Annotated in this window: 24 protein-coding genes and 1 pseudogene; 23 read left to right on the plus strand and 2 right to left on the minus strand. The window is 65.2% G+C overall.

Features of this window, described 5'->3' with window-relative positions; genetic code table 11:
- Window positions 1-65: 65 nt before the first annotated feature.
- On the minus strand, window positions 66-683 hold the full coding sequence (locus AC2CQI_RS14195) for a TetR/AcrR family transcriptional regulator (RefSeq protein WP_484580513.1): 618 nt from the start codon (window positions 681-683) through the stop codon (window positions 66-68).
- Window positions 684-771: 88 nt separating this feature from the next.
- Here AC2CQI_RS14195 and AC2CQI_RS14200 point away from each other — a divergent pair, with 88 nt between their 5' ends.
- From AC2CQI_RS14200 to AC2CQI_RS14225, 6 genes and pseudogenes are all read left to right on the plus strand, one after another.
- Window positions 772-2,229, plus strand: coding sequence for an efflux transporter outer membrane subunit (locus AC2CQI_RS14200; protein ID WP_484580514.1), 1,458 nt, complete (start codon window positions 772-774; stop codon window positions 2,227-2,229).
- A 73-nt stretch (window positions 2,230-2,302) separates the two neighbouring features.
- Window positions 2,303-3,248 (plus strand): annotated as a pseudogene (locus AC2CQI_RS14205) (LysR family transcriptional regulator).
- The gene (locus AC2CQI_RS14210; RefSeq protein WP_066131610.1) at window positions 3,245-3,508 is read left to right on the plus strand and encodes an EexN family lipoprotein; all 264 of its coding nucleotides are present in this window, start codon (window positions 3,245-3,247) and stop codon (window positions 3,506-3,508) included. Before AC2CQI_RS14205 ends, AC2CQI_RS14210 begins: the two are co-directional and overlap by 4 nt.
- An 88-nt stretch (window positions 3,509-3,596) precedes the next feature.
- Entirely contained in the window at window positions 3,597-3,854 is a 258-nt protein-coding gene (locus AC2CQI_RS14215; RefSeq protein WP_484580515.1) for a hypothetical protein, read from the plus strand.
- 110 nt (window positions 3,855-3,964) lie between these two features.
- Window positions 3,965-4,684, plus strand: a complete 720-nt coding sequence (locus tag AC2CQI_RS14220) for an IclR family transcriptional regulator (RefSeq protein WP_484580516.1) — start codon at window positions 3,965-3,967, stop codon at window positions 4,682-4,684.
- 84 nt (window positions 4,685-4,768) lie between these two features.
- Complete coding sequence (locus tag AC2CQI_RS14225) at window positions 4,769-5,161, plus strand: GlcG/HbpS family heme-binding protein (RefSeq protein WP_484580517.1); 393 nt, start codon at window positions 4,769-4,771, stop codon at window positions 5,159-5,161.
- 26 nt (window positions 5,162-5,187) lie between these two features.
- Here the strand turns inward: AC2CQI_RS14225 and AC2CQI_RS14230 are convergent, their stop codons facing one another.
- Window positions 5,188-6,090 carry a LysR family transcriptional regulator gene (locus tag AC2CQI_RS14230; RefSeq protein WP_484580518.1) on the minus strand — a complete coding sequence of 301 codons (903 nt, stop codon included), beginning with the start codon at window positions 6,088-6,090 and terminating at the stop codon, window positions 5,188-5,190.
- Window positions 6,091-6,201: 111 nt separating this feature from the next.
- Between AC2CQI_RS14230 and AC2CQI_RS14235 the strand changes: the two genes are divergently transcribed.
- From AC2CQI_RS14235 to trbG, 17 genes are all read left to right on the plus strand, one after another.
- Window positions 6,202-7,545, plus strand: coding sequence for an SGNH/GDSL hydrolase family protein (locus AC2CQI_RS14235; RefSeq protein ID WP_484580519.1), 1,344 nt, complete (start codon window positions 6,202-6,204; stop codon window positions 7,543-7,545).
- 3 nt (window positions 7,546-7,548) lie between these two features.
- Window positions 7,549-8,664 (plus strand): alkene reductase, encoded by a 1,116-nt coding sequence (locus AC2CQI_RS14240; RefSeq protein ID WP_484580520.1) that lies wholly within the window; start codon window positions 7,549-7,551, stop codon window positions 8,662-8,664.
- Window positions 8,661-9,863 (plus strand): MFS transporter, encoded by a 1,203-nt coding sequence (locus AC2CQI_RS14245; protein WP_484580521.1) that lies wholly within the window; start codon window positions 8,661-8,663, stop codon window positions 9,861-9,863. Before AC2CQI_RS14240 ends, AC2CQI_RS14245 begins: the two co-directional genes overlap by 4 nt.
- Window position 9,864: 1 nt before the next feature.
- Window positions 9,865-10,158, plus strand: a complete 294-nt coding sequence (locus AC2CQI_RS14250; RefSeq protein ID WP_484580522.1) for a putative quinol monooxygenase — start codon at window positions 9,865-9,867, stop codon at window positions 10,156-10,158.
- A 9-nt stretch (window positions 10,159-10,167) separates the two neighbouring features.
- Window positions 10,168-11,112 carry a LysR family transcriptional regulator gene (locus AC2CQI_RS14255; protein ID WP_484580523.1) on the plus strand — a complete coding sequence of 315 codons (945 nt, stop codon included), beginning with the start codon at window positions 10,168-10,170 and terminating at the stop codon, window positions 11,110-11,112.
- Window positions 11,109-11,372, plus strand: a complete 264-nt coding sequence (locus AC2CQI_RS14260) for an EexN family lipoprotein (protein ID WP_484580524.1) — start codon at window positions 11,109-11,111, stop codon at window positions 11,370-11,372. Before AC2CQI_RS14255 ends, AC2CQI_RS14260 begins: the two co-directional genes overlap by 4 nt.
- Window positions 11,373-11,608: 236 nt before the next feature.
- Window positions 11,609-13,606, plus strand: coding sequence for a conjugal transfer protein TraG (locus AC2CQI_RS14265; RefSeq protein ID WP_484580525.1), 1,998 nt, complete (start codon window positions 11,609-11,611; stop codon window positions 13,604-13,606).
- Window positions 13,603-14,073 (plus strand): CopG family transcriptional regulator, encoded by a 471-nt coding sequence (locus AC2CQI_RS14270; protein WP_484580526.1) that lies wholly within the window; start codon window positions 13,603-13,605, stop codon window positions 14,071-14,073. Before AC2CQI_RS14265 ends, AC2CQI_RS14270 begins: the two co-directional genes overlap by 4 nt.
- Window positions 14,070-15,140, plus strand: coding sequence for a P-type conjugative transfer ATPase TrbB (gene trbB, locus AC2CQI_RS14275; RefSeq protein ID WP_484580527.1), 1,071 nt, complete (start codon window positions 14,070-14,072; stop codon window positions 15,138-15,140). Before AC2CQI_RS14270 ends, trbB begins: the two co-directional genes overlap by 4 nt.
- Window positions 15,137-15,523: a TrbC/VirB2 family type IV secretion system protein gene (locus tag AC2CQI_RS14280; RefSeq protein ID WP_484580528.1), complete on the plus strand. Its 387-nt coding sequence runs from the start codon at window positions 15,137-15,139 to the stop codon at window positions 15,521-15,523. Before trbB ends, AC2CQI_RS14280 begins: the two co-directional genes overlap by 4 nt.
- Complete coding sequence (locus AC2CQI_RS14285; protein WP_484580529.1) at window positions 15,520-15,789, plus strand: VirB3 family type IV secretion system protein; 270 nt, start codon at window positions 15,520-15,522, stop codon at window positions 15,787-15,789. Before AC2CQI_RS14280 ends, AC2CQI_RS14285 begins: the two co-directional genes overlap by 4 nt.
- A 12-nt stretch (window positions 15,790-15,801) precedes the next feature.
- The gene (gene trbE / locus AC2CQI_RS14290; protein WP_484580530.1) at window positions 15,802-18,237 is read left to right on the plus strand and encodes a conjugal transfer protein TrbE; all 2,436 of its coding nucleotides are present in this window, start codon (window positions 15,802-15,804) and stop codon (window positions 18,235-18,237) included.
- Window positions 18,238-18,248: 11 nt separating this feature from the next.
- Window positions 18,249-18,986, plus strand: coding sequence for a P-type conjugative transfer protein TrbJ (gene trbJ / locus AC2CQI_RS14295; RefSeq protein WP_484580531.1), 738 nt, complete (start codon window positions 18,249-18,251; stop codon window positions 18,984-18,986).
- A 12-nt stretch (window positions 18,987-18,998) separates the two neighbouring features.
- Window positions 18,999-19,301, plus strand: a complete 303-nt coding sequence (locus tag AC2CQI_RS14300; protein WP_484580532.1) for a hypothetical protein — start codon at window positions 18,999-19,001, stop codon at window positions 19,299-19,301.
- On the plus strand, window positions 19,298-20,704 hold the full coding sequence (trbL, locus tag AC2CQI_RS14305; protein ID WP_484580533.1) for a P-type conjugative transfer protein TrbL: 1,407 nt from the start codon (window positions 19,298-19,300) through the stop codon (window positions 20,702-20,704). The genes AC2CQI_RS14300 and trbL overlap by 4 nt, the downstream gene beginning before the upstream one ends.
- An 18-nt stretch (window positions 20,705-20,722) precedes the next feature.
- On the plus strand, window positions 20,723-21,427 hold the full coding sequence (trbF, locus tag AC2CQI_RS14310; protein ID WP_484580534.1) for a conjugal transfer protein TrbF: 705 nt from the start codon (window positions 20,723-20,725) through the stop codon (window positions 21,425-21,427).
- Window positions 21,424-22,416 (plus strand): P-type conjugative transfer protein TrbG, encoded by a 993-nt coding sequence (gene trbG, locus AC2CQI_RS14315; RefSeq protein ID WP_484580535.1) that lies wholly within the window; start codon window positions 21,424-21,426, stop codon window positions 22,414-22,416. Before trbF ends, trbG begins: the two co-directional genes overlap by 4 nt.

Below are 22,416 nucleotides of genomic sequence, written 5' to 3' on the forward strand. Positions count from 1 at the left end.
ACGACGAAAAAGTGTTCCCATTTTTATGCCGGTGACTAAATTAGTCAATAGTCACAGCAAGCCGGCTACGGCGCCAGGCTGCGCAAGATCAGGTTGGAGAGCTGGGTCGTAGCCTCGGCGGCATTGTCCAAGTTGTGCTGCAACAACAGTGGATTGATATACGGCCGCATGACCAGATAGATGGCATTGACCGTTTCGTCCAGCGGGGTCTTGCGCTCGAACTCCCCCGACTCGCGGCCATCGCGAACGATCTGCAACACCAGCGCCTTGAGGTGGTCTTCGTATGCCCCAACCGACGGCCAGGACTCGCTGGCCGAGGTCGCGGCTATGTCGTAGAGCTTGCGCTCGTTGAAAAAGAGATCGCTGCCAGCCTCCACGAGCGACCTGAACATCCGGCGCAATCTTTCGGGCGCGGCAGGGACGCCGGCGACGGCCTCATCGACCGTCGCCATGATGGTGCTCAGGCGGTTGGAGCAGATGACTTCGCCAATGGCCTGCTTGGAGTCGAAGAACTTGTAGATGTAAGCCTTGGAGAAGCCGATGGCCTTCGCCAGATCGGAAACGGTCGTTTTTCCATAGCCATAGAGGCCGAAATATTCGGTCGCCGCTTCGACGATCTGATCCCGGACGTCGTGATCCGAGGGCCCCCGAAGCTGGGGCACGGGAGTGGGTGCTTTCGTCATTTCGCCAGCTTACCTCGGGCATCAAAGATTGACAACGAGTGACCGTTTCATATTATAGTCACGACATGCTTTCAGCCCAAGGATCACCATGCCCCTCACTCGCTCTGTTCTTCTTTTGCTGTGCGCCAGTGTGACCGCTGGCTGCGCGGTAGGCCCGGACTACCATCGCCCGGATGCGCCACTGCCGAGCCATTACATCGGCCAGACGGCAGCGCAAGGGGCCGGTACCCCGGCTTCGGAACTGGCGACATGGTGGCAGGGGTTCGACGACCCCTTGCTCACGCGCTTCATCTCGTTGGCGCTTGAGCAGAATCTGGACTTGGCGCAGGCGGCGGCGCGGGTCACCCAGGCTCGCGCCGGACTCGGCGCCGCCAACGCGGCCTTGCTTCCGTCAGGGGTGGTCAGCGGCTCGGCTGCACGCGCCTATCAGTCGGTCGAGACCCCGCTGGGACAGGTGCTGAACGCCGCGCCCGGATACGACAGGTGGGGCAACGCCTACCAAGTGGATCTCGGTGCGAGCTGGGAGGTGGACGTGTTCGGCGGGTTGCGGCGTGGCCGGGTGGCCGCGCTGGCCGACTACGAGGCATCCCAGGCCGGGGCGGTGGCAACCCAGCTCGCGGTGGCGGCACAGACGGCGGATATCTACATCACCATACGGGGCTTGCAGGCCCGCCTCGACATTGCCCAACGGCAGGTCAAGACCCAGCAGGATCTGCTGTCGAAGGTCGGTCTGCTGCATGCGAAGGGGCTGGCTGCCACGTACCAAGTACGGCAGACGGAAGGTGCGCTTGCGCAGGTGCAGGCGAGCATTCCGGTGCTCACGACCGGCCTGGACACGGCGATGAACGCGCTGGATGTGATGCTGGGCGTTCCGCCGGGCACGCATCGAAGCGAACTGGAAACCGCCGCGCCGATTCCCACGACGCCGAAGATCGCCAGCATGGGTTCTCCGGCCGACCTGCTCCAGCGTCGCCCCGACCTCATCGTGGCCGAACGCCGGCTGGTGGCGACGAACGCCAGGATCGGAGAGGCAGTCTCCGAGTATTACCCCAAGTTCTCGTTGAGCGGCTTGCTGGGAAGCGCCACCGCGATTTCGAGCGGCAATCTGTTCACCAGCGGTGCGAGCCAGGCCGCAGGCGTGCTCGGGCTGAGGTGGCGTCTTTTCGACTTCGGCCGCATCAATGCGCAGATCAGCCTCGCGAAAGGGCGGGATGCTGAGGCACTGGCCGCCTATCGCCAGTCCGTTCTACGCGCGACCGAGGATGTTGAGAACGCCTTTTCGGCACTGGTCAACCGAGGGGAACAGGCCGCGACGCTGACACAAGGCGAGGCATCGCTTTCCCAGGCGCGGCAGTCCTCTTTCACGGCATACGAGCGTGGAGCCGCGAGCCTGATTGATGTGCTGCACGCGGATGAATCTCTTTTGAAGGCATCGGACGCAAGGGCTCAGGCGCAGACCGAATCGGCGCGTGCCGCTGTTGCGGCATTCAGGTCGCTCGGAGGCGGCTGGCAACCCCTGTCCTCCGATGCGATGGCGGCCCGCTGATGCGTTAGCAATCCAACGAACTCGCGTCAATGGGCACGCTCAGACGATGCGCTGCGATTCTCAAGGGGAGTGTATGGAATTACGACATCTGCGTTGCTTCGTCGCCGTTGCGGAAGAACTCCACTTCGCCCGTGCAGCGGAAAGGCTGCACATCGAGCAATCGCCCCTGTCTCGCACAATCAAGGAGCTGGAGGAAGACCTGGGGGAACAGTTGTTCATCCGCTCCAGCCGAAGCACGCGCCTGACACGGGTGGGCAAGCTGTTTCTAGAGCATGTGCCGCGCGTGTTCTCTGCCTTGCAGCAGGCGCGCGACAGCGTGAAGGCAGCGGCCAACAGTTTCCACGGACAGTTGCGTATTGCACTGTCCGATGGCATCACGCCGTCACGCTTGCCTGCCTTGCTCGCGCTTTGCCGACAGGAGGAACCCGAGGTCGATATTCGGTTGTTCCAAGTGCCGCTGGCACAGCAGATCAAAGGGCTGCAAGACGACCTGTACGACGTAGGTTTTGCACAGTCGGACGAAGTGGGCGACGGTATCACCGCCGAAGCGGTCTGGAACGATCCGCTGATGGTGGCCGTGCCGGCGCGCCATCATTTGCTCAAGCACAAGCGGATTCCACTGGATGAAGTGCTGCAATTTCCACTGATGCTGTGCGACCCGATGGCCTGCGAAGGCCATGCGCGCCAGGTCGATCGGTTGTTGCGTCATGCCGACCGGGAACCCCTGATCGCCGAGCGCGTCGCCTCGTTCGAGCTGATGATGGTGGTCGTATCAGCCGGCTTCGCCCTGGGCCTGGCCGGTGCGCCACATATCGCGGCAAGCCAGGAATCTGGTGTGGTGGCCCGGCCCCTGGCTGGACGCTCGCCCCTGCTGACGACCTACCTGCTGCGCCCGGAAGGCGAGCCCTTCGGAAACGCTCGCCCGCTTCATCTAACGGGTGCAGGCGATCGACCTGCCCGAAGGCGCGAGGCCCGCGCCGCCACCTGAACCTGATTCCCAGGAGGACACCCCGCCATGAAACGCATTGCCCCATTGCTGTTGATCGCCGCGCTCACCGCCTGCGGCCAATCGGAAACACCCAAGCCAGCCAATGTGCCGACCGTGGACGAACTGGCCGCCGACCCGGCGCGGTTGAAGGAACTGCGCCAGCAATGCAAGACCGACCGCGCGACACTGGGCGACGTGTTGTGCAATCGGGTGGCAGAGGCCACGCGCAAGCGGTTCTATGGCGACGGCAAGACGCCCTACACGCCATCGGAAACGCCACCGAAGTTCTGAAGTCCCGGCGCAGCAAGAATTCGGAGTCCGGCCTACGCTGCGACGCCTTGGAAGCGTATCAGCCGAGCACAAAAACCAGCGCGCGGCGGTGCCCGCCTTGCAGGCGCGGGTGATCGGGCTGTCGCATATCCACGCGCCGCAGGCGCCAGCGGTGGCCGCCGGCCTGAACATCGCCGGCTTCAATGGCGGCATTGCGCTGGGTTCGCTGCTGGGTGGCGCAAGCCTGGAAGCGATGGGGCTGACAAGCACAGCTTGGGTCGGTGCAGTGGCCGTGGGTCTGGGGATCTTGTGGATGCTACGGCAGATGGGTAAGAGCAATGCTGGAAACGTTCAGAAACCAGGATAAAGCGCACCCCGGAGCTTCGTTGGAGTGTCGCGTCAATAGAGAGATATGTTCTATCATGCCAAACGAGATCGAGTTTCCATTAAAGCCTAGCGTCTGCGAACAGGCAGCCCATGATCGACGAAACACGACACATCCAATCCGTCGAACGGGCGATGGCCTTGCTCGAAGCGATCGCACACGCCGGTGGAGAAGCACGGCTGGTGGACCTTGCCGCGCAACTTGGCCTGCACAAAAGCACGCTGCATGGCCTGCTCAATACCTTGGCTGCGATGGGTTATATCTCGCGTCATGGCACCCGCTATGCACTGGGGCTGCGGCTGCGCGAGATCGCCCAGCCGCTCGCCGATGCCGACGCAGCCCTGCGCACGACCTTCGCACCGGCGCTACGCTCATTGGCCGAGCGCAGCGGCGAGACCTGCTATCTCGCGGTGCCCTGCGGTACGCGCGAGTACCTCTACATCGACGCCGTGGAAGGCCATGGCAGCTTGCGCGTGGCCAGCCCGCGTGGACGCCGCGAAGGGCTGACGACATCGGCGATCGGCAAGGTGTTCCTCGCACACGATCTGGAGCTGGTTCGCAGCCTGCGCCGGGGCGGATTGATCCCCGCCCAATTGGAAAGCGAGTTAAAGACCATTGCCGAGCAAGGCTACGCGCTGGACCTGGAGGAAGCCGAACCCGGCCTCAATTGCCTGGCGCTGCCGCTGCGTAGGCAAGGTCGCGTGGTGGCCGCGCTCGGTGCCGCTGGCCCATCCCAGCGTCTGCGCAAGCCGGTGCTGCGACGTATGGCCACCACGGCCATGAGCGATATGTTCGACATTCTCAAACTTTAGTCGCCAATCGACCTAGCCCCCTTCCCGCACCAGTCACTTGCGGGAATCATCGAAGACTCCGTTATCACTCCAAGGAGTTTTCGCATGTTTGAAACTATTTCTCAGCAGGTCATCCAGCGCGCCCAATCGCTCGCTCGCGTGCAAGGTTTTTCGGTCTGCATCAGCGTGGTGGACGACGCCGGGCTGCTGCGCGGTTTCCTGCGTATGGACGAAGCGGTGCCCGGCGCCATCGACGTATCGTTCAAGAAGGCGCGCATGGCGGCACTGTTCCGCTCCGACAGCATCGACATCGGCGCGGCCGCACAGCCTGGCGGTGCGATCTACACGCTGGAAGCGACCAACGGAGGACTGATCAGTTTTGGCGGCGGCATCACGCTGCAAGATGGTCACGGCAAGGTCATCGGTGCGGTAGGCGTGGCCGGTGCCACCGTTGAGGCCGACCAAGATATTGCGCTGAAGGCGGCGGGGCGGGGATGACTCGGCAGGCCGAGCAGGCGCCTGTGCTAGAGGCGCACGTGCTGCACCAGGAAGTCGAGGAACGCGCGCACCCGCAGCGGCAGGTAGCCACCCTGGCCCGTGAACACGGCATGCACTTCCTCGGTGTCACCAGGATTGCAGGCTTCCAGCACCGGCACCAGGCGCCCGGCGGCGATATCCTCGCACGCCTGGAATGCCGCCAGTCGCGCCAGCCCCAAACCGGCCACGGCCAGACGGCGCACGCCTTCGCCATCGCTGGCCTGGGCGTTGCCGGCGGGTACCACGATCTGGTCGGCGCCGTTCCAGCGCAGAGGCCAACCGCTCGCCGTGCGCACGTAGTTCAGGCTGATCAGGTTGTGCCGATGCAGATCTTCCGGCGTGGCCGGCGTGCCATAGCGTGTCAGGTAGTCCGGCGCGCCGACGATGACCATGCGCGTGGCGCCGAGCTTGCGTGCCACCAGACTGGAATCCTTGAGCGGGCCAGCGCGAACGGCCACATCGGTGCGCTGTTCCAGGATGTCGATGACCTCGTCGGTCAACCTGATGTCCAGCGTTACCTCGGGATATTCGGCCAGGAACGTCGGCACCAGTGGCAACAGGAAGTGATGACCGAAGGGGACGTTTGCATTGACCCGAAGCCGGCCGCGCGGTCTGGCTTCGGCACTGGCGCAGCGCTCGGCCTCGTCCAGGTCGGCCAGGATGCGCACGCCGCGCTCGTAGAACGCGCAGCCTTCGGGCGTGAGCTGGAGCTGCCGGGTGGAGCGATTGACCAGCCGCGTGCCCAGGCGCTGTTCGAGCCGTGCGACCAGTTTGCTGACGGCCGACGGCGTCATGCCGCAGGCGCGTGCGGCGGCGGAGAAACCGCCCAGTTCGATGACTCGCACGAACACATCCAGTTCGCCGGAGCGGTTGACATCCAATCGGGCCATCTTCACCTCATCAATGACTTCAGTTCACAACTGATATTCCTAGAGCCAGTCTACTCTAATTCGTTCCTTGAATTCATCATTTGCTCCCCAATAGCTTCTGAATTCAATGATATGAAAACACCAATGCAACCCCGCTCCGCATTCAGTACTGCCGCCATATTGGCATCGGCGCTCACAGCCAGTTCTCTGTCGGCGGCGCCGGTGCTGGCGGCAGATCATGGGCCAGCTCCCCTCTGGGTCGCGAGCTGGCAGGCCAGTCCGCAGCCGGTCTGGGATGCGGATTTCCTGTTCCCTACCCATGTGCCTGCCGAACTGCGCGACCAGACCGTGCGCCAGATCGCTCGCCTCAGCCTGGGCGGGCCGCGGCTGCGCATCGTGCTGTCCAATGCCTACGGCCAGCAGCCGATCAGTGTGGGCCGGGCCACGCTGGCACGTCCCGCTTCGGGTGGCGACGGCGCGGTAGACGGCGATAGTTTGCGCACCGTGACGTTCGCCGGGCAGGAGACCGCCACCATTCTGCCGGGTGCCTCGCTGCTCAGCGACCCGGTGGATCTGCCGCTGCCCGCGCTGGCGCAGGTCGCCGTTAGCGTTTACCTGGCGCAGGCCACGCCGCTGACCACTTTCCATTGGGATGGCCGCCAGACCGGCTGGATCGTGGCGGGAAACCAAACAGCTGCCGCCTCGCTGAGGATCGCCGATCACGACGCGCAGAGCACCACGGCACGCCCGTTGCTGACGGGCATCCAGGTCGAGGCGTCAGCGGGCACGCCTACCGTCGTGGCCGTTGGCGATTCCATCACCGACGGCGCGATGGCCAGCGTGGATACGGATCGTCGCTGGCCGGACTATCTGGCCGAACGGCTGGCCCCGCACGGCGTGGCGGTGGTCAATGCCGGCATCTCAGGCGCGCGCTTGCTGACTGACGGCATGGGCGTCAATGCACTCGCGCGACTGGAGCGCGACGTGCTGGCTCAGCCCGGTGTGCAAAGCGTCATCGTGATGCTCGGCATCAACGACATCGGCTGGCCGGGCACGGCCTTCGCACGCGACGCGCAGCGGCCCACGCTGGAAGCGCTGACGATGGGCTATCGCCAGTTGGTCGAACAGGCCCGCAGCCGGGGCATCCGCGTCATCGGCGCGACCCTCGCGCCGTTCGAGGGAGCGATGCCCGATACCCCGCTGGCCGACTACTACCAGCCCGAGAAGGACGCGCTGCGCCGCAGGGTCAACGACTGGATACGCCACGCCGGCGCGTTCGATGCAGTGATCGACTTCGATGCCGTGCTGCGCGATCCCGCTCATCCAGCTCGCATAGCCGTGGCGTTCGATTCCGGCGACCGGCTGCATCCCGGCGATGCGGGCAACTGGGCAATGGCGCAGGCCGTTGATCTCTCAGCGCTGTTACCAGCGCTGGCCGCCGCGCCCGTGACCATCTCTTCGACCAAGGAACCTTGAACCATGCTGCTCACCCCCTATCGCCTCGGCAGGCTGGAACTGCCCAACCGCCTCGTCATGCCACCGATGACCCGTTCTCGCGCGACTGCCGGCAACGTCGCCACGCCCCTGATGGCAGAGTATTACTCCCAGCGCGCCTCGGCCGGGCTGATCGTCAGTGAAGGCACGCAGATCAGCCAGCAGGGCCAGGGCTATGCATGGACGCCGGGAATTCATACGCCCGAGCAAGTCGCCGGCTGGCGCCTCGTGACCGACGCGGTGCATGCCGCCGGCGGGCGCATCTTCGCCCAACTTTGGCACGTGGGCCGGGTCTCGCACGTCTCGTTGCAGCCGGGCGGCGCGGCGCCGGTGTCGTCTTCACCTCTGGTGGCCGAAGGTGTCACCGTGTTCATCGCACCGTCAGGGCTGGGGGCGGAATCCGGTGCCGGCCAGAAGGTGCAGCACTCGGCGCCCCGTGCGCTGAACGTGGACGAGATCGCCAGCATCGTGCGCGACTATGCGGAGGCTGCGCGCAACGCGCTGGCGGCCGGCTTCGATGGCGTCGAGCTGCATGCGGCCAACGGCTACCTGATCAACCAGTTCATCGATTCGAAGGCCAATACCCGCACGGACAAATACGGCGGTGCGCTGGTCAACCGGCTGCGTTTTCTGCGTGAGGTGTCCGAAGCGGTTGCTGCCGTGACCGGCCCTGAACGCCTGGGCGTGCGCCTGGCGCCACTGACCACTTTGCAGGGTGCGGTGGATGACACGCCCGAGGCCACCTACCTGGGCGCCGCCAAGGTGCTGGATGACATCGGCGTGGGCTACATCCACATCGCCGAGGCTGATTGGGAGGATGCACCCGAGATGCCGGCGGCGTTCAAGGAAGCCCTGCGGCTGATCTATCGCGGCACGCTGATCTACGCCGGCAAGTACAGTCTGGAGCGCGCCGAAGCCGCGTTGCGCAATGGCTGGGCCGACCTGATCGGCTTCGGCCGGCCTTTCATCGCCAACCCGGATCTGCCCGAGCGCCTGCGCCAGGACTTGCCGCTCAATGAGCCCGATGCCAGCCGGTACTTCGGCGGCACGACGGCGGGTTATACCGACTATCCGACGGCAACGGCGGGAGGGAAACCGTGAGCCAGATACATCGCACCCATCCCGGCGTTTGGGCGCTGGCAGTGACGGCGTTCGCCATCGGCGTGGCCGAGTTCATCGTGGTCGGTGTGCTGCCGGCCATCGCCGAGGACTTGGGCGTGCCGTTGGCGCGCGCCGGCGGACTGGTCGGCCTGTACGCGTTGGCGCTGGCGGTGGGCACGCCGGTCGTCGTGCTAGCTCTGGCGCGGCTGCCACGCAAACCGCTGCTGCTGTCGCTGGTGGCGGTGTTCCTCGTCGGCAACATGGTGTCGGCGCTGTCTACCAGCTATGAACTGCTGTTGGCCGGGCGCATTTTGACTGCGGTGGCGCACGGCAGCTTCTTTGCCATCGGTGCTACCGTCGCGGCGCGGCTGGCGTCCGAAGGCCAGGCCAGCCGGGCGATTGCCGCCATGTTCGCCGGGCTGACTCTGGCGATGGTGATCGGCGTACCGCTGGGCAGCCTGATCGGCAATGCTCTGGGCTGGCGGCTGCCGTTTTTCGCCGTGGCGGTCTTGGCCGCATTGGCCTGGCTCGCCACCGCACGCTGGGTGCCTGCGCTTCCCACGCAGGTGGCCGGCCCGGCGCGCACGCAACTGGCGGCGCTGACCAGTCCACCGATTCTGGCGATGATGGCCATCACCGTGCTCGGCTTCGGTGCGAGTTTTCCGGCCTTCACCTTCATTGCGCCGATCTTGACCGGCATCACCGGCTTCTCCACCCACACGGCCAGTCTGCTGCTGGTGGTGTTCGGCGCGGCGACCCTGGTTGGCAATTTGGCCGGCGGGCGCTGGGCCGCCAACCTCGGCTGGCAGGCGGCACTGCGGCGCATGCTAGCTGGCCTGCTGTTGGTGCTGGCGGCGCTGGCGGTGGCGATGCCGTGGCAGTGGGTGATGGTGCCGCTCCTGTTTGTCTGGGGTGTGCTGGCCTTCGGCATGTCGCCGGGCTTCCAGGCCGGCATGCTGGAGACAGCGCAACGCTGGACGCCGCGCGCGGTGGACTTTGCATCGGCGCTGAACATCTCGGCATTCAACCTGGGCATCACCCTGGGCGAGACGCTGGGCAGTGGTCTGGTTGAGCAAGGACAGATGGCGTTGACGCCTTGGGCCGGCGTGGCGCTGGTGCTGCTGGCTCAAGTGCCGCTGTGGTGGCTGGCGCGCCGCAATGCGCGGCCTGCGCTCAACGCCGCACATCAAGGAGGGTGACATGTCGGCTGTCGATTTGATCGTTGTACTGCAGGCATCAGAGGGACGCAGCGAGCAACTGCGCGACACGCTAGAGGCGTTGCGTGAAGCCAGTCTTCAGGAACCAGGGTGCTTGGACTACCGGATTGCCCAAGGGCACCTATCGGCGAACCACTTCTTCCTGCTAGAACGCTGGACCGACGCCGAGGCGCTGTTCCAGCACGAACATACGCCGCACTTCCTGGAGGGCGTGGCACATGTTCAGGCGTGCTGCGAGTTCGTTAATCTTCAGCCGATTTCCTGGCTGCTGGAATAAGGATGCGGCATGGAACTGCGTCATCTCCGCTGTTTCCTGGCCGTCGCTGAAGAACTGCACTTTGCCCGTGCGGCGGAGAAACTGCACATTGAGCAATCGCCGCTATCTCGCGCCATCAAGGAACTGGAAGAAGAACTGGGCGTGGTGCTGTTCGCGCGCACCACACGCAGCACTCGGCTGACCCGTGCGGGCAAGCTGTTCTTTGAGCATGTGCCGCGTGTCTTCTCTGCCTTGCAGCAAGCGCGCGACAGCGTGAGGGGCGCCGCCAACGGCTTCCACAGTCAATTGCGCATTGCCCTGTCCGACGGCATCACGCCCTCGCGTCTGCCGGCCTTGCTAGCGCTGTGCCGGCAGGAGGAACCCGAGGTCGAAATCCGCTTCTTCGAGGTGCCGCTGTCGCAGCAGATTAAAGGGCTGCACGGCGACCTGTACGACGTGGGCTTTGCCCGCGCCGATGAAGTCGGCGATGGTCTCATTGCCGAGCCGGTATGGAGTGATCCGCTGATGGTGGCCGTGCCGGCACGGCATCCCCTGCTAGCCCACAAGCGCATCCCCCTGGAAGAACTGCTGCGCTATCCGCTGGTGCTCTGCGATCCGCAGGCGTGCGAAGGGCATGCGCGGCAGGTTGATCGCGTTCTGCGCCGTGTGGACATGGAACCGCTGGTGGCCGAACGGGTGGCGTCTTGCGACCTGATGATGGCGCTCGTGTCCGCAGGCATCGCATTGGGATTGACGGGCTGCGCGCACATCCTGGCCAGCCAAGAGGCTGGCGTGGTGGCGCGACCACTGACAGGCCGCGCACCGCTGCTGACGACCTACCTGCTGCGCCCGGACGGCGAGCCTTCGGAAATGCTCGCTCGCTTCATCGACCGTGTGCGGGCCATTGAATCACCCGAAGGCAGCAGGCCCACGCCGGGCCTTGATGCCGACACATCGGAGGAACCCGAGCCATGAAGAAGACCATCCCTTTCCTGCTGGTCGCGGCGCTAACCGCCTGCGGTCAATCGAAGACGCCCAAGCAAGCCGACGTGCCGACCGTGGAAGAACTGGCCGCCGACCCGGCACGGCTGAAGGAGCTGCGCCAGCAGTGCAAGACCGATCGCACCAGGCTGGGCGACGTGTTGTGCAACCGAGTCGCTGAGGCCACGCGCAAGCGGTTCTATGGCGATGGCAAGACCCCATACACACCGTCGAAGGAAGCGTCCAAGTTCTGATCGCGGGCGGATTCGCCAACATCTTCCGTTTTCTCGCCATACACGCCGCAATGCGCCTTCGCTTGCGGCGTTTTTCTTTGGCTCGACGCTGTGCGAATTCTTTCTTTTTTCTAGAGCTTTCTCCCGATAACGGTCTTTGACCGGCACAGATCCGGCACTGATCCTCGCGTCATGCGGCACGTCCTTGTGCCGCGTGTGTACGAGGAATCAGCGCAGAGGAAATCGGAGGCCAGTCAATGCAAGCTCAGGGCGTGTTGTTCGGGCAGATCGCCGCCGTCTTCGGCATCGTGATCGCCGGTGTGTGGGGTGCCACGCAATGGACAGCCGCTGCCCTGGGCTACCAACTACGCCTTGGCTCGCCTTGGTTCGACTTCTTCGGCACGCCGGTCTATCACCCTTGGCGGCTGTTCGAGTGGTGGTTCTTCTTCGATGCCTACGCGCCGCACGTCTTCGACATAGGCGGCGCCATTGCGGGCTGCAGTGGCCTGGTCGCCGTAGTGGTTGCCATCGCCATGTCGGTGTGGCGCTCGCGCCAGGCGCGCAAGGTTACGACCTATGGCTCGGCACGCTGGGCCAATACCGCCGACATTCGCAAGGCCGGGCTGACGCAGCCCGCTGGGGTCTTTCTCGGCCAACATGATGGCCACTACCTCCGGCACGAAGGGCCGGAACACGTTCTGACCTTCGCGCCGACGCGCTCCGGCAAGGGCGTGGGCCTGGTGGTACCGACGCTGCTTTCCTGGCCCGCCTCCGCAGTCATCCACGACATCAAAGGCGAGAACTGGCAGATCACAGCCGGCTGGCGCTCGCGTTTCTCGAATTGCCTGCTGTTCAACCCGACCGATGCCAGTTCGGCGGCCTACAACCCGCTGTTGGAAGTGCGGCGCGGCGCGCATGAAGTGCGCGACGTGCAGAACATCGCCGACATCCTGGTCGATCCCGAAGGCGCGCTAGAGAAGCGCAACCACTGGGAGAAGACCAGCCACGCGCTACTGGTCGGCGCGATCCTGCATGTGTTGTATGCAGGCGAAGACAAGACGCTGCGCGGCGTCGCCAACTTCCTGTCCGATCCGGCCAGCCCGTTCGAGCTGACCTTGCACCGGATGATGACGACCAAGCACCTGGGCGATGCCCAGCATCCCGTCGTTGCATCCGCTGCCCGCGAAGTGCTCAACAAGTCGGACAACGAGCGGTCAGGCGTGCTGTCCACCGCCATGTCGTTCCTCGGTCTATACCGTGACCCCACCGTGGCCGCAGTCACGTCACGCTGCGACTGGCGCATCGCCGACCTGATCGCTTCTGAGTATCCGGTGTCGCTGTACCTGGTAGTGCCGCCTTCGGACATCAGCCGCACCAAGCCACTGATTCGGCTGATCCTCAATCAGATCGGGCGACGGCTCACCGAATCGCTCGATGGCTCCGACGGCATCGAGCGCCGCCACAAGCTGCTGCTGATGCTTGATGAGTTCCCGGCGCTGGGGCGGCTGGACTTCTTCGAGACGGCGCTTGCCTTCATGGCGGGCTATGGCATCCGCAGTTTCCTGATCGCGCAGTCGCTCAACCAGATCGACAAGGCGTATGGGCAGAACCATTCGATTCTGGACAACTGCCATGTGCGCGTGACCTTCGCCACGAATGACGAACGCACGGCGAAACGGATCTCCGAAACGCTTGGCACGGCTACCGAACTGCGCGCCCAGCGCAACTATGCCGGACACAGATTGGCCCCGTGGCTCGGGCACCTGATGGTGTCCCGCCAAGAGACGGCACGGCCGCTACTGACGCCCGGCGAAGTGATGCAGCTTCCGCCAGACGAATCAGTGGTGATGGTGTCCAGCGTCGCGCCGATCAGGGCCAAGAAGTTGCGCTACTACGCCGATGCCAATTTCAAGCAGCGGGTGCTGCCGCCGCCTGCGCTAACGGCAGGCCGCTATGCCGATGTGCCGCCTGCACGTCCCGATGACTGGAGCGGTTTGGCGATCCCGGCCGTACCTGCGGCACAGGCCACGGCGTCCGCCGATGACTTGGGTGGCTCCGACGACGGCGGCCCCCGCCGTCAGCCCGAGCTGTCCGAAACCGTCGCCTACGACCCCGAACCGGAATACACGCCCAGCGACTTGGCGCTGCTTGATGACGACGACTTACCGCTGCCGCTTCCCGGCCAGCTCGATCCGGCCATGCAGCGCACGGCACGGCTGGCCTCCCTCGACCCTAACGACGGAATCGACTTATGAGCCAATACCGATTGAACCTGTTCATCCAGCAGGAGCACGCCAAGCGCCTCGATGAACTGGCCGCCAAGAAGGGCGTATCCAAGTCATCCATTGTCGCGGCGGCGCTGGCGTCTTGGCTGTCGCCCGATGCGGGCGACCAACGCGAGGCAGCAATTGCCAAGCGGCTGGATCGCCTGTCGCGGCAGGCCGAGCGCCTGGAGCGTGACCAGAACATCCAGATCGAAACGCTGGCGCTGTTCGTCCGCTACTACCTGACTGTCAGCACGCCGGTGCCGGAGGCCCATCAGGACGCGGCCCGCGCCCAGGGCAAGGCGCGCTTTGAGCAGTTCGTCGAACAGTTGAGCCGCCACCTGCTGCGTGGCCGCAGCCTGGTGCGCGACGTGGTGGAAGATCTGCATCCCGACCCGATGCGGATGGATGACGTAGAGGCACAGGCCTATGAACGTGCTGCGGAGCGGGCCTCATGAGCGCCGTTCCACAAATCCCACCAGAACCGCGCTCATCCGCTGCGGCATCTCAGGATCGCCGCATCCAGATGCTACGCACGGCGATGGGGCCGGTGATCGCTGCTGCCCTGGAAGACCCGGACGTGGTGGAAATCATGCTCAACCCCGACCGCACGCTATGGGTCGATCGGTTGTCGTCGGGCCGTGCACCACTGGGCGTAGAACTTTCCGAGGCCGATGGCGAACGCATCATCCGCCTGGTCGCGGCGCACGTTGGCGCGGAGGTGCATCGCGGCCAGCCGCTGCTGACCGCTGAACTGCCGGAGACAGGCGAGCGCTTCGAGGGCATCTTGCCGCCGGCCGCGCCCGGCCCGGCCTTTGCGCTGCGTAAGCGTGCCGTGAGCATCATCGGTCTGGATCGCTATGTGGCCGACGGCATCCTGACCGCTGGGCAGGCCGAGTTCCTGCGCCATGCCGTGCGCGAGCGACAGAACATTCTGATTGCTGGCGGCACCAGCACCGGCAAGACCACGCTGGCCAATGCCTTGCTGGCCGAGATCGCCGCCACCGGCGACCGCGTGCTGGTGCTCGAAGACACCATCGAACTGCAATGCGTGGCCCGCGACCATGTACCGCTGCGCACCCGTGCGGGCGTGGTGTCGATGCAGGAGCTGGTGCGCGCCACGATGCGCCTGCGCCCGGATCGCGTGATCGTCGGCGAAGTGCGCGGCGGTGAAGCGCTGGATCTGGTGAAGGTCTGGGGCACCGGCCACCCCGGCGGCATCGCCACCATCCATGCCGGCTCGGCCTTGGGCGCACTGCTGCGTTTGGAGCAGCTGATCCTCGAAGTGGCAGTGAATCCGCCCCGCGCCCTGATCGCCGAGGCGGTCAATGTCGTGATCCACATCGCAGGCCGTGGCCGCAAGCGCCACGTTGAAACCATTTCCCGTGTCGTCGGCTTCGACGGTGCGGGCTATCGCCTGGCGGATGCGCTGGAAACACCGTTTCCCGAGCTGCCGCCGGTTCCTCTTGCAGCCGCTGCCGCTGCGCCTTCCTCGATCCCTGAACAACCTGGAGAACTGCCATGACGCACGTTGATGCTTTCCGTCTTTCCGTAAACCCGATTTCTCGCCTGTCCAGCATGGCGCGGCTGCGCCGCCTGACCCGTCCCGCAGGGCAAGGGCTGCTGCTGGCCGCGCTGATGCTGTTGCTGGCGGGCACGGCGCAGGCCGCCGGTTCCTCGATGCCGTGGGAAGGGCCGCTGACCTCCATCCTCGAATCCATCCAGGGGCCAGTCGCCCGGATCGTGGCGGTGATCATCATCATCTCGACGGGGCTTGCGCTGGCGTTCGGTGATACCAGCGGCGGCTTCCGCAAGCTGATCCAGATCGTGTTCGGCCTGTCCATCGCGTTCGCCGCGTCCTCGTTCTTCCTGTCGTTCTTCAGCTTCTCCGGCGGGGCCGTCGTATGAGCACGGCCACCGATCTTCCGGGCTTTGAAGTGCCACTGCATCGCTCGCTGACCGAGCCGATCCTGCTGGGCGGTGCGCCGCGCACCGTGGCGATTGCCAACGGCACGCTGGCCGCCGCTGTTGGGCTGGGCTTGCAACTGTGGATTCCCGGCGCGGTGCTCTGGCTTGTCGGCCATTCGCTGGCGGTCTGGGGTGCGCGTGTCGATCCGCAGTTCATGCAGGTCTTCGCCCGGCACATCAAACACAAGCCGCTGCTGGACGTATAGGGGGATGCCGACATGCTGAACCTTGTCGAATACCGCCAGCGCCCCGCGCTGCTGGCCGACTGGCTGCCCTGGGCCGGGCTGATCGCGCCGGGCGTGGTGCTGAACAAGGATGGTTCGTTCCAGCGCACCGCACGCTTTCGCGGGCCGGATCTGGACAGCGCCACACAAGGCGAGCTGATCGCCACGTCGGCGCGGCTCAACAACGCACTGCGCCGGCTGGGTTCGGGCTGGGCCTTGTTCATCGAAGCCGAGCGCAGGCCGGCGGCGGACTATCCGCACTCCGATTTCCCCGAACCGCTGTCCTGGCTGGTCGATGAAGAACGGCGCGCCACCTTCGAGGAGTCCGGCCACCACTACGAGAGCGCATACCACCTGACACTGACCTATCTGCCGTCGGAGGAATCCCGCGCCCGCGCCGCCAAGCTGCTCTATGAGAACGCGCCGGGTGACGGCGTGGACTGGCAGGGTCGGCTGGAAGCCTTCGTGGCGGAAACGGATCGAGTATTCGACCTGCTCGATGGCGTGATGCCGGAGATTGCCTGGCTCGATGACACTGAAACGCTGACCTACCTGCACGCCACGGTGTCCACGCGGCGGTATCGCGTCGGCGTGCCCGACGTTCCGTTCCACATCGACGCACTGCTGGCCGATGCTTCGCTGGTCGGTGGCCTTGCCCCCATGCTGGGCGACCAGCACCTGCGCGTGGTGTCGGTGCGGGGCTTTCCGACCTCGACCTGGCCGGGGATTCTGGACGACCTCAACCGCCTTGGCTTTGGCTACCGCTGGAGCACGCGCTTTCTGTGCCTGGACAAAGCCGAGGCGGAAAAGGAACTCGGCCGCCTGCGCCGCCAGTGGTTCGCCAAGCGCAAGAATGTCGTCGCGCTGTTGCGTGAAACGATCTTCCAGCAGGAAAGCCCGCTGGTCGATACCGACGCCAACAACAAGGCCGCCGATGCCGATGCCGCCTTGCAGGAGCTGGGCAGCGATCAGGTGTCTTTCGGCTACCTGACGGCCACTGTCACGGTCATGGACGGCGATGCCGCCGTAGCCGATGAAAAGCTGCGCATGGTGGAGCGAGTCATCCAGGGGCGGGGCTTCGTGACTATCCCCGAGACGTTGAACGCGGTGGATGCCTGGCTGTCGTCCATTCCTGGCAATGCCTATGCGAATGTGCGCCAACCCATCGTCTCGACGCTGAACCTGGCGCACATGATGCCGCTGTCCGCCGTGTGGGCCGGCCCGGAGAGGAACGCGCATCTGGATGGCCCGCCGCTGATCGTCACCCGTACCGATGGCGCGACGCCGTTCCGGCTGGTGACACACATCGGCGACGTGGGCCACACGCTGGTCGCCGGGCCGACCGGCATGGGCAAGTCGGTGTTGCTCGCCACGTTGGCGATGCAGTTTCGCCGCTATCCCGGCTCGCGCATCTTCGCCTTCGATATGGGCCGCTCCATGCGCGCCACCATCCTCGGGCTGGGCGGCGAGCATTACGACCTGGGCAACGACGGGGCGATTGCGTTCCAGCCACTGGCACGCATCGACCAGGAGGGCTACCGCACCTGGGCCGCCGAATGGGTGGAAGGCCGTCTGGAACACGAAGGTGTAACCATCGGCCCGGACGAGAAGGCCGCGATCTGGTCGGCACTCGGCAGTCTCGCAGGTGCGCCAGTGGAGCAGCGCACGCTGACGGGCCTGTCGGTGCTGCTGCAATCGAACGCACTGCGCCAGGCGCTTGCGCCGTATGTGCTGGGCGGTGCCCACGGCAAGTTGCTGGACGCCGATGCCGACCGCTTGGGTTCCGGCAGCGTGCAAGGCTTCGAGATGGAAGAACTGATGCACAGCAAGGCGGCGGTGCTGGCCGTGCTGGGCTACCTGTTCGCCCGCTTCGATGAACGCTTTGACGGCGCGCCCACGCTGTTGATTCTCGATGAAGCCTGGCTGTTCCTTGATGACCCAGTGTTCGCCGCCCGCATCCGGCAGTGGCTCAAGACGCTGCGCAAGAAGAACGTCAGCGTTATCTTCGCCACGCAGTCGCTGGCCGACATCAAGGATTCAAGCATTGCCCCGGCGGTGATCGAAAGCTGCGCCAGTCGGATTTTTCTGCCCAACCCGCAGGCCTCCGAGCCGCAGATCCGCACGATCTACGAAGGCTTCGGCCTCAACAGCCGCCAGATCGAGATCGTGGCGACCGCGCAGCCCAAGCGTGACTACTACTACCAATCGCGTCTTGGCAATCGCCTGTTCGACCTCGACCTGGGGCCAGCCACGCTGGCTTTTGCCGGTGCATCCACCCCGCAAGACCAACGCGATATGGATCGCGTGCAGTCGGACGCAGGCACGCCGGGCTTTGCCGGTGCGTGGCTGCGCCATCGCGGCCTGGATTGGGCGGCTGATCTGCTGCCGTCCTCACCTGCGGCGGCATTTTTTCTTTGCCAACCACGATAGGAGAACCTGCCATGAAAACCCGTACTCTTTCTGCAACGCTCGCCGCCGTACTGTCGGTGTCGCTGCTGGCTTCGCAGCCGGCGTCTGCGCTGACGGTGTTTGACCCGTCCAACTTCGTGCAGAACACGCTGACCGCCGTGCGCACGCTGGAGCAGATCAACAACCAGATCAACCAGCTCCAGAACGAAGCGCAGATGCTGATGAACCAGGCGCGCAACCTGGCGAGCCTGCCATTCAACGTGGTCAACCGGCTGCGCAGCAACCTGGACACCACACGCCAACTGATCGCTCAGGCGCAGGGGCTGGCCTACGACGTGCAGCGCATGGATGCCATGTTCTCGCGCCTGTACCCCGAGCAGTACGCCGCTACCGTCAGCGGCGACCAGATGCTGCGCGACGCGCAGGAACGTTGGAAGAACACCTTGAATGGGCTGCATACCGCGATGCGTATGCAGGCGCAGGTGTCGCAGAACCTGACACAAGACGAAAGTGCATTGTCGGATCTGGTGAGTCAGAGCCAGTCGGCCACTGGCGCGCTGCAAGCGATGCAGGCGACCAACCAGCTTCTCGCGCTCCAGGCCAAGCAGTCCATCCAGGCCCAGCAGCTCCAGATCACGCAAGACCGGGCCGCTTCGCTGGAACTGGCGCGGCAGGCGGCGGCCACCGAGCGCGCCCGCGAAGTGCGGCGGCGTTTCCTCGGCACCGGCACGCCGTACACGCCGCAGTCCGTCAACTTCTACAACAACTGACGGGAGGCGGCCATGCGATGCGCTCCCATCTTGCTGGCCGTGCTGCTGACCGCTTGCGGCCAGCAGCCGGCCGAGAACCTGGCCGACGCCCTGGCCGCCGATCCCGTGCGGCTCAAGGCGTTGCGCGAGCAATGCGCGGCCCATCCACAACAAGTCATGCAGGCCGTGGGAGCAGACGCTTGCCGCGTCGCTGCCGAAGCCTTCCGGCGGCGCTTCTTCGCCGGCCAGACCGGGCCGGATGAATACCAGACGCTGGCCGAACTGCCGCCGATTCCGGCGAGCTTCGATGAACCCATTGGAGAGGACACGCCATGAACGACGTGACCATCATCGACCGTTTTCTCGATACGTTCTCGCGCTACATCGACTCTGGTTTCGGGTTGCTGCAAGGTGAAGTGGCGTTTCTCACCGCCACGCTCATCGTCATCGACATGACCATCGCCGGCTTGTATTGGGCCATGAGCCACGCCACCGGCCAGGGCGAGGACGTGATCGCCAAGCTGCTGCGCAAGGTGCTCTACGTCGGTGCCTTCGCCTACATCATCGGCAACTTCAACTGGCTGGCAAGCATCATGTTTCGCTCGTTCGCCGGACTGGGTATCACCGCCACCGGCTCGGCCATCACGATGGAGAACTTTCTTCAACCAGGCCGTCTGGCGAAGACTGGCATCGACGCAGGCGCACCGATTCTGGAGCAGATCGGGGACATGGCGGGGTTCCCCGAGGTGTTCGTGAATCTCGACCCCATCGTGGTGATGTTCATCGCCTGGCTGGTGGTGATCCTGTGTTTCTTCGTGCTGGCGGTGCAGCTTTTCATCACGCTGATCGAGTTCAAGCTGACCACACTTGCGGGCTTCGTGCTGGTGCCATTCGCGCTCTGGAACAAGACTTCGTTTCTCGCCGAAAAGGTGCTCGGCAACGTGGTGTCGTCGGGCATCAAGGTCTTGGTGCTGGCCGTCATCGTTGGCATCGGCTCGGGTCTGTTCGCGGAGTTCCAGGTGCATCCAGATGAGCCTTCCATCGACCACGCCCTTGTCGTGATGCTGGCCTCGCTCGCGCTGCTGGCGCTGGGCATCTTCGGCCCGGGCATCGCCACCGGCCTAGTGTCCGGTGCGCCTCAGCTTGGCGCAGGCGCGATGGCCGGTGCCGCTGTCGGCGCTGTTGGCACGGGTGTTGCCATCGGTGCCGCCGCCACTGGCGTGGGCGGTGCCGTCATGGCAGGCGCACGCATGGCGCCAGCCGCCGCGAAGCTGGCCGGCGCGGGAGCGCGTGCTGCCACGTCGGCGGCGGGTAGCGCACGGTCTGCGTTCCAGGCTGGTTCCGCCGCTGCGGGCGGCGGGGCCAGGGGCGCGGCGGCTGGCCTTGGCAATGTCGCCAAGACCGGCGCACAGGCAGCAGGCCGCCGCGCCACGTCCGGCGCTTCCGCAGCCGAGCAGAAGATGACCAGCTCGTTCCGTGCCGGCTGGAATGGGTCTTCGGACAATTCCAACGCAGGGGCCGCCGCATCCGGTGGCGCTGCCGCCGGTACAGCCACGACCGGCCAATCCGCTACAGACGTTGCCGCCAGCTCGCAGAAGCAAGAGCAGCCCGCCTGGGCCAAGCAGATGCGCCGCCGCCAACAGGCCACCCATGCCGCGACCACTGCTGCCCACACGCTGCGCGGTGGCGACGGCGGCGGCTCCGGGCAAGGCCCGAGCCTGCGCGATTCCGATATCTGACCTCTAAGGAGAACAACCATGCGATTCAAACGACCGCAGGTGCGCTACGCCGATACGCCGCAGCCTGCTACCCCCTATCAAGCCGCCGCCCAGGTGTGGGACGAACGTATCGGCTCCGCCCGTGTGCAGGCGAAGAACTGGCGGCTGATGGCCTTCGGCTGCCTGGCGCTCGCACTGCTGATGGCCGGTGGCCTGGTGTGGCGTTCGGCCCAGTCCATCGTCACGCCCTATGTCATCGAGGTGGATCAGTCCGGCCAGGTGCGTACCGTGGGCGAAGCCGCCACGCCGTACAAGCCGGCTGACGCGCAGATCGCGCACCACTTGGCGCGCTTCGTGACGCTGGTGCGCTCGCTGTCCATCGACCCTATCGTCGTGCGCCAGAACTGGCTCGATGCCTACGACTACACCACCGACCGGGGTGCGGCGGTGCTGAACGATTACGCCGGCAAGAACGATCCGTTCGCCCGTGTCGGCCGCGAGTCGGTGACGGTGCAGATCACCAGCGTGACCCGTGCCAGTGACACGTCGTTCAACGTGCGCTGGACAGAGCAGCGGTATGTCAACGGCGCGCCCGCCGGCACCGAGCGCTGGAACGCCGTGCTTTCCACCGTCTTGCAAACCCCGCGCACCGAACAGCGCCTGCGCAAGAACCCGCTGGGGATCTACGTCAACGGCCTGTCTTGGAGCCGCGAACTGGATTCTTCCGAAGGAGCCAAGCCATGAACCTGCCTTTCCGCTTTTACGCTTTCGTGTTGATGCTCGCAGCCCTGTCGGGCTGCGCCTCCCAAGGCAAGCCGCCGCCGTCCATTTCGCTCGATGAGCCGGTGCAGGCGCAGCCGTTGCCCGAACCGCCCGCGCCGGTGGAAGTCGTCGCCGTCCCCGAGCCGCTGGCGCTGCCTGCGCAGTTGAAGCCGCTGCCGGAGGTCGATACGGCCCCGGCTGCGCCGGAGCCCGCCGACGAGAAGGTGCGCGTTTCCCGCGCCAACGCCGAGGCGCGCATTGCGCCCACGCGCGAGGGCTACGTCAATGCGATTCAGGTGTGGCCCTTCACCGACGGCGCGCTTTATCAGGTCTATGCCTCGCCGGGGCGCGTGACGGTGGTATCGCTCCAAGCGGGCGAGGAACTGGTGACGGTCGCCGCCGGCGATACCGTGCGCTGGATCGTGGGCGACACGTCCAGTGGCAGCGGGGCCGATCTGCGCGTCAATGTGTTGGTGAAGCCCATCCGTTCCGGGATGAAGACCAATCTGGTCATCACCACCAGCCGCCGCAACTATCTGCTGGAGCTGACTTCGACGGAGAAGGCGTGGATGGCATCGGTGTCCTGGGACTACCCGAAAGACCGGATGCTGGCCTTGCAGCGCCAGGCGCAGGCTGCCAGCGCTGCCGCGCCGGTCGATTCCGGCCTGTCACTGGAGAAGATCCGCTTCCGATACGCGGTGTCAGGCAGCAATCCGCCGTGGAAGCCGCTGCGCGCCTTCGATGATGGCGAGAAGGTCTATATCCAGTTTCCGCCGGGCATCTCGCAAGGCGAACTGCCGCCGTTGTTCGTGATCGGCGCGCAAGGAGACGGGCAACTAGTGAACTACCGTTTCCGCTCGCCGTACTACATCGTGGATCGCCTGTTCGGAGCGGCCGAACTGCGCCTGGGCGGCGACAAGGGCGACGTGGTGCGGATCGAGCGCACAGATGGCATTGCGCGGAGGAACTGA

This window comes from Pseudomonas sp. P2S-1, from assembly GCF_057197725.1.

Coding starts and splice junctions, on each gene's coding strand:
- AC2CQI_RS14220 (WP_484580516.1), top strand. CDS start 3,965: ATGATCGACGAAACACGACACATCCAATCCGTCGAACGGGCGATGGCC.
- AC2CQI_RS14195 (WP_484580513.1), bottom strand. CDS start 683: ATGACGAAAGCACCCACTCCCGTGCCCCAGCTTCGGGGGCCCTCGGAT.
- trbE (WP_484580530.1), top strand. CDS start 15,802: ATGCTGAACCTTGTCGAATACCGCCAGCGCCCCGCGCTGCTGGCCGAC.
- AC2CQI_RS14300 (WP_484580532.1), top strand. CDS start 18,999: ATGCGATGCGCTCCCATCTTGCTGGCCGTGCTGCTGACCGCTTGCGGC.
- AC2CQI_RS14285 (WP_484580529.1), top strand. CDS start 15,520: ATGAGCACGGCCACCGATCTTCCGGGCTTTGAAGTGCCACTGCATCGC.
- AC2CQI_RS14265 (WP_484580525.1), top strand. CDS start 11,609: ATGCAAGCTCAGGGCGTGTTGTTCGGGCAGATCGCCGCCGTCTTCGGC.
- trbF (WP_484580534.1), top strand. CDS start 20,723: ATGCGATTCAAACGACCGCAGGTGCGCTACGCCGATACGCCGCAGCCT.
- AC2CQI_RS14270 (WP_484580526.1), top strand. CDS start 13,603: ATGAGCCAATACCGATTGAACCTGTTCATCCAGCAGGAGCACGCCAAG.
- AC2CQI_RS14240 (WP_484580520.1), top strand. CDS start 7,549: ATGCTGCTCACCCCCTATCGCCTCGGCAGGCTGGAACTGCCCAACCGC.
- AC2CQI_RS14200 (WP_484580514.1), top strand. CDS start 772: ATGCCCCTCACTCGCTCTGTTCTTCTTTTGCTGTGCGCCAGTGTGACC.
- trbB (WP_484580527.1), top strand. CDS start 14,070: ATGAGCGCCGTTCCACAAATCCCACCAGAACCGCGCTCATCCGCTGCG.
- AC2CQI_RS14250 (WP_484580522.1), top strand. CDS start 9,865: ATGTCGGCTGTCGATTTGATCGTTGTACTGCAGGCATCAGAGGGACGC.
- AC2CQI_RS14280 (WP_484580528.1), top strand. CDS start 15,137: ATGACGCACGTTGATGCTTTCCGTCTTTCCGTAAACCCGATTTCTCGC.
- trbL (WP_484580533.1), top strand. CDS start 19,298: ATGAACGACGTGACCATCATCGACCGTTTTCTCGATACGTTCTCGCGC.
- AC2CQI_RS14225 (WP_484580517.1), top strand. CDS start 4,769: ATGTTTGAAACTATTTCTCAGCAGGTCATCCAGCGCGCCCAATCGCTC.
- AC2CQI_RS14230 (WP_484580518.1), bottom strand. CDS start 6,090: ATGGCCCGATTGGATGTCAACCGCTCCGGCGAACTGGATGTGTTCGTG.
- AC2CQI_RS14210 (WP_066131610.1), top strand. CDS start 3,245: ATGAAACGCATTGCCCCATTGCTGTTGATCGCCGCGCTCACCGCCTGC.
- AC2CQI_RS14255 (WP_484580523.1), top strand. CDS start 10,168: ATGGAACTGCGTCATCTCCGCTGTTTCCTGGCCGTCGCTGAAGAACTG.
- AC2CQI_RS14260 (WP_484580524.1), top strand. CDS start 11,109: ATGAAGAAGACCATCCCTTTCCTGCTGGTCGCGGCGCTAACCGCCTGC.
- trbG (WP_484580535.1), top strand. CDS start 21,424: ATGAACCTGCCTTTCCGCTTTTACGCTTTCGTGTTGATGCTCGCAGCC.
- AC2CQI_RS14235 (WP_484580519.1), top strand. CDS start 6,202: ATGAAAACACCAATGCAACCCCGCTCCGCATTCAGTACTGCCGCCATA.
- trbJ (WP_484580531.1), top strand. CDS start 18,249: ATGAAAACCCGTACTCTTTCTGCAACGCTCGCCGCCGTACTGTCGGTG.